Origin of the sequence: Pseudactinotalea sp., assembly GCF_048594945.1 — a bacterium.
Taxonomy (GTDB): domain Bacteria; phylum Actinomycetota; class Actinomycetes; order Actinomycetales; family Beutenbergiaceae; genus Pseudactinotalea.
Window position 1 is genome coordinate 1 of record NZ_JBMDXJ010000197.1, and the last position, 14,695, is coordinate 14,695.

General features: G+C 70.9%; 13 protein-coding genes. 5 read left to right on the forward strand and 8 right to left on the reverse strand.

From position 1 onward, the window contains the following. Positions 1-13 precede the first annotated feature (13 nt). Positions 14-145: a zinc-binding dehydrogenase gene (locus ACOJSN_RS08685; RefSeq protein ID WP_420112111.1), complete on the forward strand. Its 132-nt coding sequence runs from the start codon at positions 14-16 to the stop codon at positions 143-145. Here ACOJSN_RS08685 and ACOJSN_RS08690 read toward each other — a convergent pair. The 4 genes from ACOJSN_RS08690 to ACOJSN_RS08705 all read right to left on the reverse strand — a co-directional run bounded on the left by ACOJSN_RS08690 (position 135) and on the right by ACOJSN_RS08705 (position 4,177). Next, complete coding sequence (locus tag ACOJSN_RS08690) at positions 135-890, reverse strand: class I SAM-dependent methyltransferase (protein WP_420112099.1); 756 nt, start codon at positions 888-890, stop codon at positions 135-137. The two genes, ACOJSN_RS08685 and ACOJSN_RS08690, sit on opposite strands and share 11 nt — an antisense overlap. A gap of 66 nt (positions 891-956) precedes the next feature. Continuing rightward, positions 957-2,348 carry a hypothetical protein gene (locus ACOJSN_RS08695; protein WP_420112100.1) on the reverse strand — a complete coding sequence of 464 codons (1,392 nt, stop codon included), beginning with the start codon at positions 2,346-2,348 and terminating at the stop codon, positions 957-959. A 114-nt stretch (positions 2,349-2,462) separates the two neighbouring features. Continuing rightward, positions 2,463-3,713 (reverse strand): MFS transporter, encoded by a 1,251-nt coding sequence (locus tag ACOJSN_RS08700; protein WP_420112101.1) that lies wholly within the window; start codon positions 3,711-3,713, stop codon positions 2,463-2,465. Beyond that, the gene (locus ACOJSN_RS08705; RefSeq protein ID WP_420112102.1) at positions 3,710-4,177 is read right to left on the reverse strand and encodes a MarR family winged helix-turn-helix transcriptional regulator; all 468 of its coding nucleotides are present in this window, start codon (positions 4,175-4,177) and stop codon (positions 3,710-3,712) included. The genes ACOJSN_RS08700 and ACOJSN_RS08705 overlap by 4 nt, the downstream gene beginning before the upstream one ends. A 118-nt stretch (positions 4,178-4,295) precedes the next feature. On the opposite strand from ACOJSN_RS08705, the gene cysS reads away from it, so the two are divergent. The 3 genes from cysS to ACOJSN_RS08720 all read left to right on the forward strand — a co-directional run bounded on the left by cysS (position 4,296) and on the right by ACOJSN_RS08720 (position 8,181). Next, positions 4,296-5,708, forward strand: a complete 1,413-nt coding sequence (gene cysS / locus ACOJSN_RS08710; RefSeq protein WP_420112103.1) for a cysteine--tRNA ligase — start codon at positions 4,296-4,298, stop codon at positions 5,706-5,708. Between the two features lie 207 nt (positions 5,709-5,915). Continuing rightward, entirely contained in the window at positions 5,916-6,896 is a 981-nt protein-coding gene (gene rlmB, locus ACOJSN_RS08715) for a 23S rRNA (guanosine(2251)-2'-O)-methyltransferase RlmB (protein WP_420112104.1), read from the forward strand. A 10-nt stretch (positions 6,897-6,906) separates the two neighbouring features. Further along, complete coding sequence (locus tag ACOJSN_RS08720) at positions 6,907-8,181, forward strand: hypothetical protein (RefSeq protein ID WP_420112105.1); 1,275 nt, start codon at positions 6,907-6,909, stop codon at positions 8,179-8,181. A gap of 3 nt (positions 8,182-8,184) precedes the next feature. Here the strand turns inward: ACOJSN_RS08720 and ACOJSN_RS08725 are convergent, their stop codons facing one another. The 4 genes from ACOJSN_RS08725 to ACOJSN_RS08740 all read right to left on the reverse strand — a co-directional run bounded on the left by ACOJSN_RS08725 (position 8,185) and on the right by ACOJSN_RS08740 (position 13,073). Beyond that, positions 8,185-9,450, reverse strand: coding sequence for a DUF4032 domain-containing protein (locus ACOJSN_RS08725; RefSeq protein WP_420112106.1), 1,266 nt, complete (start codon positions 9,448-9,450; stop codon positions 8,185-8,187). Positions 9,451-9,592: 142 nt separating this feature from the next. After that, positions 9,593-10,717 (reverse strand): ABC transporter ATP-binding protein, encoded by a 1,125-nt coding sequence (locus ACOJSN_RS08730; RefSeq protein ID WP_420112107.1) that lies wholly within the window; start codon positions 10,715-10,717, stop codon positions 9,593-9,595. 131 nt (positions 10,718-10,848) lie between these two features. Further along, positions 10,849-11,661, reverse strand: a complete 813-nt coding sequence (gene otsB / locus ACOJSN_RS08735; protein WP_420112108.1) for a trehalose-phosphatase — start codon at positions 11,659-11,661, stop codon at positions 10,849-10,851. After that, a complete protein-coding gene (locus ACOJSN_RS08740) occupies positions 11,658-13,073 on the reverse strand; it encodes an alpha,alpha-trehalose-phosphate synthase (UDP-forming) (protein ID WP_420112109.1) in 1,416 nt (471 codons plus the stop codon). The genes otsB and ACOJSN_RS08740 overlap by 4 nt, the downstream gene beginning before the upstream one ends. Positions 13,074-13,151: 78 nt before the next feature. Between ACOJSN_RS08740 and ACOJSN_RS08745 the strand changes: the two genes are divergently transcribed. After that, on the forward strand, positions 13,152-14,695 hold a 1,544-nt coding region (locus ACOJSN_RS08745; protein ID WP_420112110.1), incomplete at its 3' end, for a protein kinase domain-containing protein.

Sequence of the window (14,695 nt, forward strand, 5' to 3'; positions counted from 1 at the left end):
CGCCCTGCGCCGCATCGCGGCCGACGTGGCGGCCGGGGTGCACGGTGCGCACCTGCACAAGACGTTCCCCCTGGAGGAGATCGCGCAGGCGCACGCCTACATGGAGGCGAACCGGGCGACCGGGAAGGTGGTCGTCATCCCGTAGGGAGGCGGTACACCGACACGTGCGAGCGCGACGCGCCGGTGAACGGCGTCCCCGCCCAGTCCGCGTCCCGGCTCTCCCGCGCGAAGCCCGCGAGCTGCGCCATCAGGTCCAGCTCACCCGGCCACACGTAACGGAACGGGCTGAACGAGACCCGGGCTGCGCCGTCGGCGCCGTAACGGATGTGGTGCGACACCCCGCGCTGGGTCGACAGGTCCAGCACGTCCATCCCGATGTAGCCCTCATCGGTGCTGAACACCTGCGCATGCGAGGACCCCACCGGCTGCGGACGCGGCACCCACAGCTCGATCACGAACCGGCCACCGGGGGCCAGGTGTGCCGCTGCATTGCGGAAGCAGGCAACCTGGTCAGCCTGCGTGTAGAGGTTCGAGATCGTGTTGAAGACGAGATAGGCGAGCGAGAACTCGCCCTCGACATGGGTGTCGGTCATGCTCCCGACGGCGACCGGGAGCGTGTGCTCATCGGCCCGGGTTCGCAGCTGGGTCACCATGTCCGGCGAGAGCTCGATGCCCACCACCTCGACGCCGGCCTCGCGCAACGGGATCCCCACCCGCCCGGTCCCGATCGCGAACTCGAGTGCGCGGCCACCGGCTGCAAGCTCGGCCAGTGTGGCGACCGTGGGCTCGAGCACCGCAGGGCTGCTCATCGCGCCGGAGGCGTCGTAGTTCTCCGCTGCGTCCCGACCCCACAGGTCCCGCTGGGGCAGGTTCCAGATGTCCTCGGTCATAGCGCCACCCTGCTGTGGGATCGGCGGCCCGGTCCACTGAATTGGTGGGCCGGGCCGCCGGCCGGATCAGCTCAGCGTGAAGGTGATCGTGCGGGCGTTGCCGGCGACGTCGTAGACCACGAGCGTGTTCTCGCCGGTCACGCCGCCGAACACACCCGGGCGGATGAAGTTCACGTCGGACCAGGTGTTGTTGCTCAGGTCGATGACGAAGCCGTTGAGCACGGCCCGGTCGATCTTGTGGGCGTCGTAGAGCTTGAAGCTGACCTTGTCGTACGCGACCTCGGTGCCTACCGTGAAGGACGGGCCCTCCTTGACGGTCACCGTGGGGGCGGTGCCGTCCACGACCACGTCGAACGTCGAGGTGCGGGAGATGTTGCCCGCGAGGTCCTGAGCGTTGTAGCGGATCGTGTAGGCGCCGTCGGGCAGGTTCACGGTTGCGGTGTGGGTGCCGGCGAGCGCACCGTCGAGGCGGGTCTGGGTGCTCGTGACCAGCGTGCTGCCGGAGTAGATGTTCGCGACGATGCGCTGCAGGCCTGCCTCATCGGTGGCGTCCACCTGCAGCGAGAGAGCCTGGAACGGCCCGACCGTGGTGGGGGAGATGAGCGCCAACTCGGGGCGGGTGGTGTCCGGTACTTCTTCGAGCGTGACGGTGAAGCGCGGGTTCCAGAAGTACTGCCACACTCCGGCGGAGTCGAAGTAGTACGCGTCACCGACCTGCGTGACCGGAAGCTCGTTGTTGTCAGCAGCGGTCACCGAGGCCACCTGGTAGCCGGCGGGCGGGGTCACCCGCACACCGAGCAGGCCGGGCAGGTGCCGGATATAGCCGTAGCCCTCGCTCTGGAACGCCTCGTAGGTGCCGGGCTCGAACGAGTACTCGGTCGCCGGGTACCAGTCGCCGGCCGAGCCGAGCTCGACCGTGGTCAGCCCGTCGACCGGGGTGCCGTCGGCAAGCTGCACCTGGGCCACCGTGCGCAGCGCTGTCATGCCGACGAGCAGCTCGGTGCCGTCGGCCTCGACCTGGATGGTGGCCACGCCGGAGTCGGTGCCACGCGCGTTGCTGATCGGCAGCCGCACGACGTCCGCAGCGCTGGTCGCGTCGGTGGCGTCGAAGAACGCCTCCATCGTGGGGGAGTTCGGCGCGCTCAGGTGAACCTGCGCCTCGCCGACCGGGACGTTCTCGAAGACGTAGTCGCCCTCGTCGTTGGTGCCGGCCCAGAGCCACTCGCCCTCGGACGTGAGCAGCCAGGCGGTGCCGTCACGCTTGACGTCGCGGTCGCCGCTCGGGGCGATCTTCGAGGGGTCGAACAAGCCATCGGCGTACCGGTCGTCGAACCGTGTCACCGTGACGGTCCCGGTGGCGGGGGCGTCATCGGCCATCGCGGGCAGCGGTGCGAGCACCGTGGCCACGCTGGCGGCGCCGGCGAGCGTGAGCAGGCCGGCCTTTCGTGCAGTGTGCATGTGCGTCCTTGGTGAGTTCGTTCAGCGGTCCCCGACGTCGCTGACGCTAACCGCGGGTCAGCGCCCCGCCCCCGGCGCCGAGCGCGAGTTCATGCACTGTTCGTCGGGGTGTCGTCAGCCGCTCACCAGCGCCCGCTGCCGCGTGATCGCGACCATCGCGGCGGCCGTCACGAGCACCGTCGCGAGGATCGCCCAGCGCACCGAGGCGGCGTCGGCGACCGTGCCCGCGAGGGTCGAGGCCACCGGCCGGAAGCCCACGAAGCAGATCATCCAGAACGCCATCACCCGACCACGCAGATAGTCGGGCACCCGCAGCAGTACCGCTGTGCTCACGCTCGTCACCCCGATCGTGAACCCGGCGCCCGCGATCGCGAACCCGGCCATCGCTCCGGCAACCCAGGGCAGCGCGGCGGCGGCGCCCATGCCGGCCGTGAGGCACCCGAGGCCGGTCAGCAGCATGACGATCGTCCGCTCAGGCCTGCTGAGCCAGGTCACAAGCGCGAGCCCGACGGCGGAGCCCAGTCCGAACGTCGCGGTGAGGGCGCCGACCAGGTGGGCGCCCGAGCCGAGGTCGGCGGCGAGCGCAGGCGCGAGGGTGATGCTCGGCTCGGCGCCGAACGTGACCGCGGTGACAGCGAGCAGCAGCAACAACAGCCCCGGGTCGGAGCGCACGTGCCGCCAGGCCGCCCGCACCGAGTAGTCGGTGCCGGACTCGCGTGGCGGGTTGCGCGGGATCCGCACGAACACCAGCAGCACGAGGAACGCGAGCTGCCCGAGCGCGGCGACCGCGATCCCCGCCGCGGGGCCGAGCGTGGCCACGAGCGACGCACCCACCACGGGCCCGGCCACCCGTGCCACGGTCATCGGGGCCGTGTTGAGCCCCATCGCGCGGGGCAGCTCGTCACGGCTGACGAGCCGCGGCGTGACCGACTGCATCGCAGGCCCACCGATCGAGAACCCGAAGCCGACCGTCAGCGAGCCGAGCAGCACCGCGACAGCGAGGTCCCAGCCGGCGGGTTCGACCAGCTGGACCCAGGCCGCCAATCCACCGGCGCCGATCAGGCACAACAGCCGGCCCAGGATGATCTGCCGGCGGGGATCGCCCCGGTCCGCCCAGGTGCCGCTGAGCGGTGCGAGCACGAGTTGCGGCACGAACTGCGCGCCCGCGACCACCCCGACGGCGAGCGTGGAACCGGTCGCGTCGAACACCGCGATCGCCGTGGCCACGCTGAACGCCCAGACTCCGACGATGCTGATGACCTTGCCCCAGAACAGCCCGCCGAAGTCGCGGTCCAGCAGCAGCCGGGCAGTGCTGCGCGGCGGCGCGGCCGTGGGCGGGGGAGAAGCGGCGGTGCGGCTGGTCATCGGTCCGTGGCCAACCCGGAGCTGTAGCCCTCGGTCAGTCGCTCCAGCAGGGTGATCAACCGGTCGAGGTCGGCCTCCGGCCAATCGGCGGTGATCTGCGTGAGCAGCTCCTGCCGGTTCGTCGTGGCCAGATCGAGCACGTCGCGACCGGCAGCGGTGAGGTCGAGGCGCGCCTTGCGCTGGTCATCACCGCACGTGGACTTGGTGACGAGCCCGGCCTCGACCATCGCGTGCACCGCGCGGCTCGCGGTCGACTGCTCGATCGCGTGGTCGATCGCGACGTCCTTGACCGTGGGCGAGGCGCCGGCCGCCACGGTGCGTTCGACCGTCCGCAGCACTCGCAGCCCGGCGATCCCGACGCCCTCGGGCATGCCGCGCAGCAGCACGCGCCGATAGGCAGGGCTGCGGCGCAGCTGCATGAGCCGCACCACCAGCTCGTCGAGATGGGACAGGTCGGCGCTCACGAGTTATATGTGTAGCACACACATATGCAACAGACCAGGGTGAGACAACCGCGCCCAGGACGTGGGACGCCGTCGGGCGCTGTCCGCGTCTTGAGACCCTTCACTAGACTCGGCAACCGTGGGACTGCACCTCTATGACACGGCGAGCCGCGCCGTCCGACCGTTCGAGCCGAGCACACCAGGCGAGGTCGGCATCTATCTGTGCGGTGCCACGGTGCAGGGCAGCCCGCACATCGGGCACCTGCGATCGGGGATCGCGGTCGACATCCTGCGCCGCTGGCTCACCCGGCAGGGCCAACAGGTCACGCTGATCCGCAACGTCACCGACATCGACGACAAGATCCTCACCAAGGCCGCCGAGCATGGTGAGCCGTGGTGGGCGTGGGCGCACCGGTTCGAGAGGGAGTTCACCGAGGCGTACGACGCGCTCCACGTGCTGCCGCCCACCTACGAGCCCCGCGCCACCGGGCACATCACCGAGATGGTCGAGCTGATGGATCGGCTCGTGGATCGCGGCCACGCCTACCCAGGAGATCCCGGCAACGTCTGGTTCGACGTGCGGTCCTTCACGCAGTACGGAGCGCTCACCCGCCAGCTGCTGGAGAACCTCGGATCGGACGACGACGTGGCAGAGCCGCCGCCGGACAAGCGCGACCCTCTGGACTTCGCACTGTGGAAGGCGCCGAAGGACGACGAGCCGGACACTGCGTCCTGGCCCACACCGTACGGTCGCGGCCGCCCGGGCTGGCACCTGGAGTGCTCGGCGATGGCCCGCAAGTACCTCGGCGAGGCGTTCGACATCCACGCCGGCGGCATCGACCTACGCTTCCCGCACCACGAGAACGAGCAGGCGCAGTCGCGCGCCGCAGGGTGGGGTTTCGCAGGGCTGTGGTTCCACAACGCGTGGGTCACGGTCGGCGGCGAGAAGATGAGCAAGTCGCTCGGCAACTCGCTCATCGTGCGCGAGGTGCTCCGCGAAGCCGATCCCGTGCTGCTGCGGTACGCCCTCGGAGCGGTGCACTACCGCTCGACGCTCGAGTTCACGCCAGGCGCTTCGCTCGTCGAGGCCGGGGCGGCCTGGGAGCGAGTCGCCGGGTTCGTCTCGCGTGCTGTCGAGGCCGACGACGGCGCTGCGGGCTCGGTCGGTCAGGTCACCTTGCCGGAGGCGTTCGTCAGCGCGATGGACGACGACCTCAACGTCTCCGCCGCGCTCGCGGTCGTGCACGAGACGGTCCGCGCCGGGAACAGCGCGCTCGCCGGCGGAGGGGCGGCCACCCAGGAGGCACTCGCGGTGCGCGCGATGCTCGACGTGCTCGCGCTCGACCCGCTCGACGAGCACTGGGCCGCAGGAGGCGGCTCCGCCGTCGAGCAGTCCGCCCTGGACGTGCTCGTGCGTGCCCTGCTCGACGATCGCGCCGAGGCCCGCGCGGCCAAGGATTGGCCCCGTGCCGACGCCCTCCGCGACCGGCTCACCGAGGCGGGTGTCGTGGTCGAGGACGGCGCCGACGGCGCCCGATGGACCCTGCGCTGACCCCCACCTTCCCAACTTTCAACGCTCTTTCGGCGCGGGCGGGGATTCAACGCTGATCGGGCGCGGGCGGGGATTCAACGCTCTTTCGGCGCGGAGACGGATGCCGAATCGGCGTTGAAGTCCGTGTGGTGCCGAATCAGCGTTGAAACCTGTGTGGTGACGGATCAGCGTTGAAAGTGGGGGTGGGGGCCATGGGAGAATCGGCGGGTGCCAGGAAACTCGAATCGTCGCGGCGCCGTGCGCAAGGCCGGCAGCAAGAAGGGCGCCACCGTCGGGTCCGGCGGGCAGCGGCGCAAGGGGCTGGAGGGCAAGGGCCCCACGCCCAAGGCTGAGGACCGCCCGTACCACGTGGCGCACAAGCGCAAGCAGTCGGCCGAACGTGCCAAGGGACGCGCGCCGCAGCGGCAGCAGCGCCGCGGGGGCGACAGGACGCACGAGATCGTCGCGGGCCGCAACGCCGTGGTCGAGGCGCTGCGTGCGGGTGTGCCCGCCAGCACGGTGTGGATCGCCAGCCGGATCGACGCCGACGACCGCACCCGGGAGATCCTCCGCGAGGTGACCGGCAGGGGAGTGCCGTTGCTCGAGGTGGGCAAGCCCGAGCTCGACAAGCTCACCGACGGTGCCGTGCACCAGGGCGTCGCGATGCAGGTCCCGGCGTACGAATACCTGCAGCCCGAGGATCTCCTGGACCGGGCACAGGAGTCGGTCGGGCCGCCGCTGATCGTGGCCCTCGACGGCATCACCGACCCGCGCAACCTCGGCGCCGCGCTGCGGTCCGCAGGCGCGTTCGCGGCGGACGGCGTGGTGGTGCCCGAGCGGCGCGCCGCCGGTGTGACCGCCTCGGCCTGGAAGGTCTCCGCGGGTGCGGCGGCACGGGTGCCGGTGGCGCGCGCGACCAACCTGGTGCGCGCCCTGACCACCTTCAAGGAGGCCGGGTGCTTCGTCGTCGGGCTCGATGCCGGCGGGACCACCGACATCGGTGACCTGAACCTGGCGACCGAGCCGATCGTGATCGTCTGCGGGTCCGAGGGCAAGGGCCTGTCGCGGCTCGTGCGGGAGACCTGCGACGTGATCGCCTCGATCCCGATCGCCGCCAGCACCGAGTCGCTCAACGCGGGAGTCGCGACCGGGATCGCCCTCTACGAGGTGGCGCGCCTGCGCCGCGAGGCAGCCGCCGGTGACAGGTAGTGTCGGGCACATGACCTCCGCATGGCAGCGCCGCTCCGGGCTGGTCACCAGCACCGCGGGCCGAGCCGACCGTGCCCGCGGGTTCCTCGAGGGCGCGCTGGTGATCGCGATCGTGGAGACCGAGCCCGACAACCCTGACGCGGTCGTGGTCACCGTGGCCACGGACGCCGAGGACCGCGTGGCCGTGGTCGACGAAGACCGCACCGCCGTGACCGCGGGACCCACGCTCACCGAGCTGGCCGAGGCGCTCGCCGCCACGTGTGGCCAGGTGGTCTTCGACGACGTCGTGGCGGGGGAGGACGAGGAGTCCGACGATCCCAGCGATCCGTTCGACCCCGAGATCGACGTCGTCTCGGCCTACGTGCCGGACCGGTCGGTGGTGTACTGCCGCGCGACCGTCGACGAGCTCGGCGCGCTGGCGAGTGCTGTGGACATGCCGGTGCTCGTGGCCCCGCACGGGGAAGGACACGTGGTGCTCGTCAGCGACGGCCCCGCACTGAGTGCGGTGGACTGGTCGGAGACGCTCAAGCCAGCCCTCGTGGTGGAGCAGGGTGCCGCCTATCCGGCCGCTGCGATCATCGCGGGCGACTCCGCGTACGTGCACACCTGGGACCTGGACATCGCCGTGGTGCCGAGCGAGGCAACAGCCGCGGCTGTGGCGAAGGACCTGGTCGATTCCACCTTGGGCGTCGGAGGGCTGACCGCCAAGATCGTCGCGCTGCTGCCGGAGGCGGATGCGACGGCGGTCCGCGCCGCGCTCGAGACCGGCAGCTCCGGTCCTGCCGACCTGATCGCCGCGATCGGCCTGCCGCAGGTGCTCGCCGGCTACCTCAGCCATGGGGCCGACACCCCGGACCTGCCCGGTGCGAAGATCCTGCAGCCCAACGGGCTCGGGCAGGCGTTCGCCCGGGCTGTCACCGACGCGCAGGCGCAGATGACCGAGAGCGTTCGTGAGCACACCGAGCAGATGCGGGAGCGTGCGGAGCACGTGCGCGAGCGGGCCGAGGCGGCGCGTGTGCGCGCCGAGTCCGCCTTCGACGCCGCCGAGACGTTCACCGAGGAGGTCGTGGTCCCGATCCGCCAGTCGTGGTGGACGCCTGCGGTCGCCGCCCTCGAGGCCACCGCCGGCGCACTCCTGCTCCGGCGCGCCGGCAAGGGCGCGCGGCTCGGCACAGGCACCACCGCCGGCGAGCGGGTCCTCGCGGTCGGGGGAATCCTGCTGCTCGTCGACGCCGTGGTCAACACCGCGATCTTCCTCGCGCCGAGGCTCAAGCGCGACCTGTAGCGCTCAGACCTCGATGTCGGTGTCGGTGTCGGAGATCGCGCGCAGGGTGGCGGTGTCGAGGCCGAGGATCGATTCCTCGTCCGGCCGGTGTGGCAGCACGTTGTCGACGTATGCGCGCACGGCCTCCTGGGTCGAGATGTCGTGGCCCGCCTGCTCGGCGAGGTACCAACGGTGCTCGAGGATCTCGTGGAAGGCCTCCGCAGGCTCGAGCTTGCGGCGCAGGTTCCGGGGGATCGCGGCGATCGCGGGCTCGAAGATCTCGTTCAGCCACTCGTGCGCGACCATCTCCTCGTCCTCGCCGAGCTGATCGGTGGCCACGCGGTAGGTGTCCATGTCGTTCAGGAGCCGGCGTGCCTGGTTCTCCTGCACGTCCAGCCCGGTCAGGCGCATCAGACGGCGGTGGTGGTGCCCGGCGTCGACGACCTTCGGCTGGATCTGCACCGTGGTGCCGTCGATGTCGGTGGTCATCTGCAGCTCGCCCACGTCGTAGCCGAGCTGGTTGAGGCGCTGGATGCGCGCCGAGACGCGCCACCGCTCGTTGGTGGAGAACTCCTCGGCCTCGGTGAGCTCGGCCCACAGCTCGTTGTAGCGCTGCACGAGCATCTCGCCGATCAGCACGGTGTCTTCGACATCGCGCAGCAGGCCGCCTGCCTCGAGGTCCATCAGTTCGCCGATGATGTTGACGCGCGCGATCTCGAGGTCATACTCCCGCTGCCCGCGGGTGAGCTGGGCGTGCAGGTCACCGGTCTCGGCGTCCACGAGGTACGCCGAGAACGCGCCGGCGTCACGCCGGAACAAGGTGTTCGACAGCGACACGTCACCCCAGTAGAAGCCGGTGAGGTGCAGCCGCACCAGCAGCACGGCGAGCGCATCGATCAACCGGGTCGCCATGTCGGGCGCCAGGTGCCGAGAGAACAGCGCGCGGTACGGCAGCGAGAAGCGCAGGTGCTTGGTGATCAGCACAGAGTCGAGAGGCTCGCCATCGGGCGCCCGCCGCCCGGTGATCACGCCGACCGGTTCGACCGAGGGCACGTCCAGGCGGTCGAGGTCGCGCAGTAGCGCGTACTCGCGGTAGGCGACCGACTCGCCGATCTCCTTGATGGCGATCACGCGGCCCGAGAGCCGCACGAAGCGAACCACGTGCCGCGAGATCCCTCGGGGGAGCGCGGCGAGCAGGTCCTCCGGCCAGTCCACGAGTGGAATGTGCCATGGCAGATCGAGCAGCGCCGGGTCGGGCGCCGCCGCGGTGATCTGAAGCGCTGCCGGCATGGGTCCAAGTCTGTCAGGCACCGGGCCGCGGACCTACCGCGTTCGGTGCGATGTACGTCAGGTCACAGGATGTGTGGTCGACCTGTGACGACAAGAGGGGCGGACCCGTGCGGGCCCGCCCCTCCAGTCATGCGACTCGGTGTCAGTCGGGGAGACGCTCACCGGTCGCGGGGGAGAAGTGGTGCTGCTCGCCCTCGCGGATCTTCACGCGGATCGTGTCGCCCTTCAGAGGAGGACGGCGGGGGTCCACGCGCACGATGATCTGCGCCTCGCCGGCACCGGAGGTGATGGCGTCGGCGGCCTCGGCCGAGGCCAGCTGGCCGTAGACGAACGCATCGGAGCCGAGTTCCTCGACCAGGTTCACGGTGACCGGGAACGCACCCTCCGTGCCGTCAGGTGCCACGTCGAGCGACTCGGGACGGAAGCCGAGCGTGATCTCGCCCTTGTCCTCGTCCGTGAGCGAGTCGAGCGTGGTGCGCGACAGCGGGATGTGGGTGTCGGCAAGGTTGGCCCTGCCATCGGCGACCTTGAACGAGCCGAGGTTCATGGCCGGGGAGCCGATGAAGCCCGCGACGAACACGTTCGACGGGGTGTCGTACATCTCGCGGGGGGTGCCGACCTGCTGGAGCAGACCGTCCTTGAGGACCGCGATGCGGTCGCCCATGGTCAGCGCCTCGGTCTGGTCGTGCGTCACGTAGACGGTGGTGACGCCGAGGCGGCGCTGCAGCGACGCGATCTGCGTACGGGTCTGGACGCGGAGCTTGGCGTCGAGGTTCGACAGCGGCTCATCCATGAGGAACACCTGCGGCTGGCGCACGATCGCGCGGCCCATGGCCACACGCTGACGCTGACCACCGGAGAGCGCCTTCGGCTTGCGGTCGAGGTACTGGGACAGGTCGAGGATCTTCGCGGCCTCTTCCACGCGCTGGCGGATCTCCGCCTTCGGGGTGCCGGCGATCTTCAGGGCGAAGCCCATGTTGTCGGCGACCGACATGTGCGGGTAGAGCGCGTAGTTCTGGAACACCATGGCGATGTCCCGGTCCTTCGGCTGGACGTCGGTGACGTCGCGGTCGCCGATGAGGATGCGGCCCGAGTTCACGTCCTCGAGGCCGGCGAGCATGCGCAGCGAGGTGGACTTACCGCAACCGGACGGCCCGACGAGCACGAGGAACTCGCCGTCGGCGACCTCGAGGTTGAGCTGGTCCACGGCCGGGGTCTCAGAGCCCGGGTAGAGCCGCGTGGCGTGGTCGTAAGTGACTGATGCCATGGTGGTGATTCCCTCCACCGGCAGGTACGTGCCGGACGATCCGTTGTGAAGGTGTCAGAACGCTCTGACACGGTCCGCGGAAGCGAACCGCACACAGTCTGACACACCCCGGAGTGTTTGCGTGACGGTGGTCACATCGCGGTCAGCTCGGCCAGTCGAGCCAGCACCAGTCCGACGGCGGTGGGGTCCTCGACCCGGTGTCTCGCGCTGGTCTCGCCCTCGCCGACCTTGATGCCGATGTCGTCAGGACCGAGCGCGCTCAGGGCGTCCTCGTCGGTCACGTCATCGCCGATGAACAGCACCGGGACGTCGGCCGGTAGCTCGCGGGTGGGGTATCCGGTGCGCAGCAGCGCGACGGCGTCGCCCTTGGTGGTGTGGGCCACGCTCAGCTCGACCACGCGCTTGCCTGCGATCGCACGCACGCCGGGCAGGCTGCCCAGCCGGTCGATCGAGTCCCGCTCGAGCGTGCGTGCCGCGTGCTCGTCGGTGACCGGCCGGGTGTGCACCACGATCGCGGTCGGCTTCTCCTCGACCCAGCTGCCGGGAACGGCCTCGGTCAGCGCCGCGGCCTCCTCGCGCAGCCGCGTCCGCAGCGCCAGCTGGTCGTCGTCGAGCTCGGGCGGTCCGGCGGTCAGCTCCCCGTGCTCGTCGACGAACCCCCGCTCGGCTCCGTGGGAGCCGATGATCGCGGTCGACGGCGGAGCGGCTCGCCGGAGGGCTGGGTCGCCGACGGCGCGCCCGGACACCAGCCCGAGGTGGGTGCTGTCCTCCTGCGCGATCCGTTCGAGTGCTGCCCGCGTCTGCGGTAGTGGTGCCGCGTCCTCGGGGCGTGGCACGAGCGGTGCCAGGACGCCGTCGAAGTCGAGTGCGACCACCCGCGAGGGGGCGGCGGCGAACGCGGTCAGCGCGGCGTCGAGCGCCGGGTCGAGGCGGGCCTCGCTCACTCGTGACCCCCGCCATCAGCGAGAGCGGCGAGGAAACGTTCGGCCCACCGGTCCACGTCGTTGTCCATCACCTTGCGGCGCAGGGCACGCATCCGGCGCCGCCGTTCGGCGTGAGGCATGTCGATCGCGGTGAGGATCGTGCGCTTGAGGCCCTCGATGTCGTGCGGGTTGACCAACAGTGCCTGGGTGAGCTCATCGGCGGCGCCGGCGAACTCCGAGAGCACCAGGACGCCGTCGAGATCCCCTCGGGCGGCGACGTACTCCTTGGCCACGAGGTTCATGCCGTCCCGCAGCGCGGTCACGAGCATGACGTCGGCCGCCCGGTACATGGCGGCCATCTCCTCGGCGGGGTAGGAGTGGTGCAGGTAGTGGATGGCCGGGCGCCCCAGGGCGGAGTAGTCGCCGTTGATACGGCCGACGGTCACCTCGACCTGGCGGCGCAGTGCGGCGTACTCCTCGACGTGCTCGCGGCTGGGGCTGGCGACCTGCACGAACGTGGTGCTCGGGGCGCGCAGTCGACCGTCGGCCAGCAGCTCGCCGTAGGCCTTGATCCGGTGGCGGATGCCCTTGGTGTAGTCGAGGCGGTCGACGCCGAGGAGGAGCACGTCGGGTGAGCCGAGCTCTTTGCGCAGCTCCAGCGCGCGCGTGGAGACCGCAGGTGAGGACGCCAGCGCGTCGAAGGAGTGGCTGTCGATCGCGATCGGGAACGTCTCGGCGCGCACGTACCGGTCGGGCCGGCTGCGCCGCTTGATCGTGGCGACCGAGCCGCGCGTGGAGAACTCGGTGAACCGGCGCACGGCTCGGAGGAAGTTGGCGGCGTCGCCGTTGCGCTGGAACCCCACCAGGTCGGCGCCGAGCAGGCCGTTGACCACCTCGCTGCGCCAGGGAAGCTGGCCGAGCAGTTCCACCGGCGGGAACGGGATGTGGTGGAAGTAGCCGATCCGCAGGTCCGGGCGAAGTTGCCGCAGCATCCGCGGGACGAGCTGCAGCTGGTAGTCCTGAACCCACACCAGCGCGCCCTGCGGTGCCGCCTCGGCCGTGGCCTCCGCGAACCGCGTGTTGACCTCCACGTACGCCGTCCACCAGTCGCGGTGGAACTCGGGGTCGACGATCACGTCGTGATACAGCGGCCAGATCGTCGCGTTCGAGAAGCCCTCGTAGTACCTCTTGAGGTCGCTCTTGCTGAGCGTCACCGGGTGCATGTCGATGTCGTCCGCGGTGAACGGTTCGACGTCGAGGCCGGGCTTGCCGGGCCAGCCCACCCACACGCCGTTGCCCTTCTGCATGATCGGCGCGAGCGCCGTCACCAGCCCGCCGGGTGCCCTGGTCCAGCTCGTCTCACCACTCTCGGTGGTGCTCTCCTCGACGGGGAGGCGGTTGGCGACGACGACGAGATCACGGTCGGAGGCCATGCTCGCCAGGGTAACGAAGTGGGCACAGGCGAGGCGTCGACGGCGATGGTCCATCCTCAGTGGCGTAACTTGCCTGTTGTGGAGGGGTCCGAGCACGGAACCACCCCCGCGCCCGCGCGGCGCTCGGTGGGTGGGTACGAGCTCGTGCGCGTGCTCGGCTCCGGCGGGATGGGCACGGTCTACGAGGCCATCGACGCCGACGGCCGTCAGGTTGCCCTCAAGCTGTTGCACCCCGCCTTCAGCACCGATGACGCTGCCCGGGAGCGGCTGCGACGCGAGGTGGCCACGTTGCACCGGGTACGGGGCGCCCGGGTGGCCCGCGTGCTCGACGCCGAGGCCGATGCTGACGAGGCGTTCGTGGTGACCGAGCTGATCGACGGCGAGTCGCTCGACTACTCGGTGCGTCACCACGGTCCCCTCGACGCCGAGGAGCTGCGCGACCTCGCGGCGGGGCTCTCGGCCGCGCTCGACCAGATCCATGCCACCGGGGTGGTCCACCGCGACATGAAGCCCGGGAACGTCATGCTGACCGACGACGGCCCGGTGGTGATCGACTTCGGGATCTCGCAGCTCGCCGACGACGCCCGGCTCACGCAGACCGGCCTCGTCACCGGGACGCCTGGCTACGTGGATCCGCAGGTGCTCGCCGGGGGTGTCCCGGACTCCCGGGGTGACTGGTGGGGGTGGGCGGCGGTGCTCGTGTTCGCTGCGACCGGCAGGCCGCCGTTCGGCACCGGCCCGCTCGCTGCCGTGCTGGCGCGCGTGGAGACCGGGCGCGCCGACGTCGAGGGGTTGCCGCCGCGCATCGCCCAGGTGCTGCGGCGTGCGCTGCACCCGGATCCGACGCTGCGCCTGGGCCATGCCTCGGTGGTGAAGGCGATGGACGACCACGTCAACGGGCGTGAGGTCACCGAGCTGGTGGGGGAGCAGTCGCCTGCGACGGCGGGCGCGGACCTTCCTCCCAGCTACGCCCCGGGCGGGCCCGCCCCCGGCGCCACCGAGGCGTGGCCGGAGCAGCCGGCGGTGCAGCCGCCGCCGCTGCCGCACGGCTGGGGAGAGCCTGTCGCCCAGGTGGCTCCGATGCCGCCCCACCAGCCGGTGCCGTACGAGGGAGGCCCACCAGCGCTGGAGCAGCCCCAGGGTCAGCATGACCAGCAGGGCGAGGTGGAGGAGTGGCCGGCGTGGGCCGTCCCTGCACGCTCGCGCCCCGGGATCACGCTGGCGTGGTGGCTGGGCATCGTGGGCGCGGGCATGCTGTGGCCCGGGATCACGCTGCTGGCGTTCGGGGCGGTGATGGTGGTCGGCGGTGCTGTCGGCGCCTCGGCCAAGGCGTTGCGGAACCGGCGTCTGCGGCACGGTCTGCGCCGCTCCGACGTGGCGGTCACCTCGCTCGCGAGCCCGGTGCACACCTTGCTGGCGATCCTGCTGCTGATCCCTGGCGCCGTGGTGGGTGTGCTGGGTGGCGGGATCCTGTGGGGGCTGCTGTCGCCTTCCGGCGTGGACTCCTTCCTCATGCTCGTGGTGGGGGCGACCCCCAACATGATGACCTGGTGGTCCCCCACCAGCAGCACCCCGCGCGAGGGCGTCTGGGCGATACAAGGCGCCGTCGCAACCACCCCCGG

Excerpts from the sequence above, each read along its gene's own strand:
- ACOJSN_RS08730 (WP_420112107.1), bottom strand. The coding sequence starts at position 10,717 with ATGGCATCAGTCACTTACGACCACGCCACGCGGCTCTACCCGGGCTCT.
- ACOJSN_RS08720 (WP_420112105.1), top strand. The coding sequence starts at position 6,907 with ATGACCTCCGCATGGCAGCGCCGCTCCGGGCTGGTCACCAGCACCGCG.
- ACOJSN_RS08725 (WP_420112106.1), bottom strand. The coding sequence starts at position 9,450 with ATGCCGGCAGCGCTTCAGATCACCGCGGCGGCGCCCGACCCGGCGCTG.
- ACOJSN_RS08700 (WP_420112101.1), bottom strand. The coding sequence starts at position 3,713 with ATGACCAGCCGCACCGCCGCTTCTCCCCCGCCCACGGCCGCGCCGCCG.
- ACOJSN_RS08695 (WP_420112100.1), bottom strand. The coding sequence starts at position 2,348 with ATGCACACTGCACGAAAGGCCGGCCTGCTCACGCTCGCCGGCGCCGCC.
- ACOJSN_RS08740 (WP_420112109.1), bottom strand. The coding sequence starts at position 13,073 with ATGGCCTCCGACCGTGATCTCGTCGTCGTCGCCAACCGCCTCCCCGTC.
- ACOJSN_RS08690 (WP_420112099.1), bottom strand. The coding sequence starts at position 890 with ATGACCGAGGACATCTGGAACCTGCCCCAGCGGGACCTGTGGGGTCGG.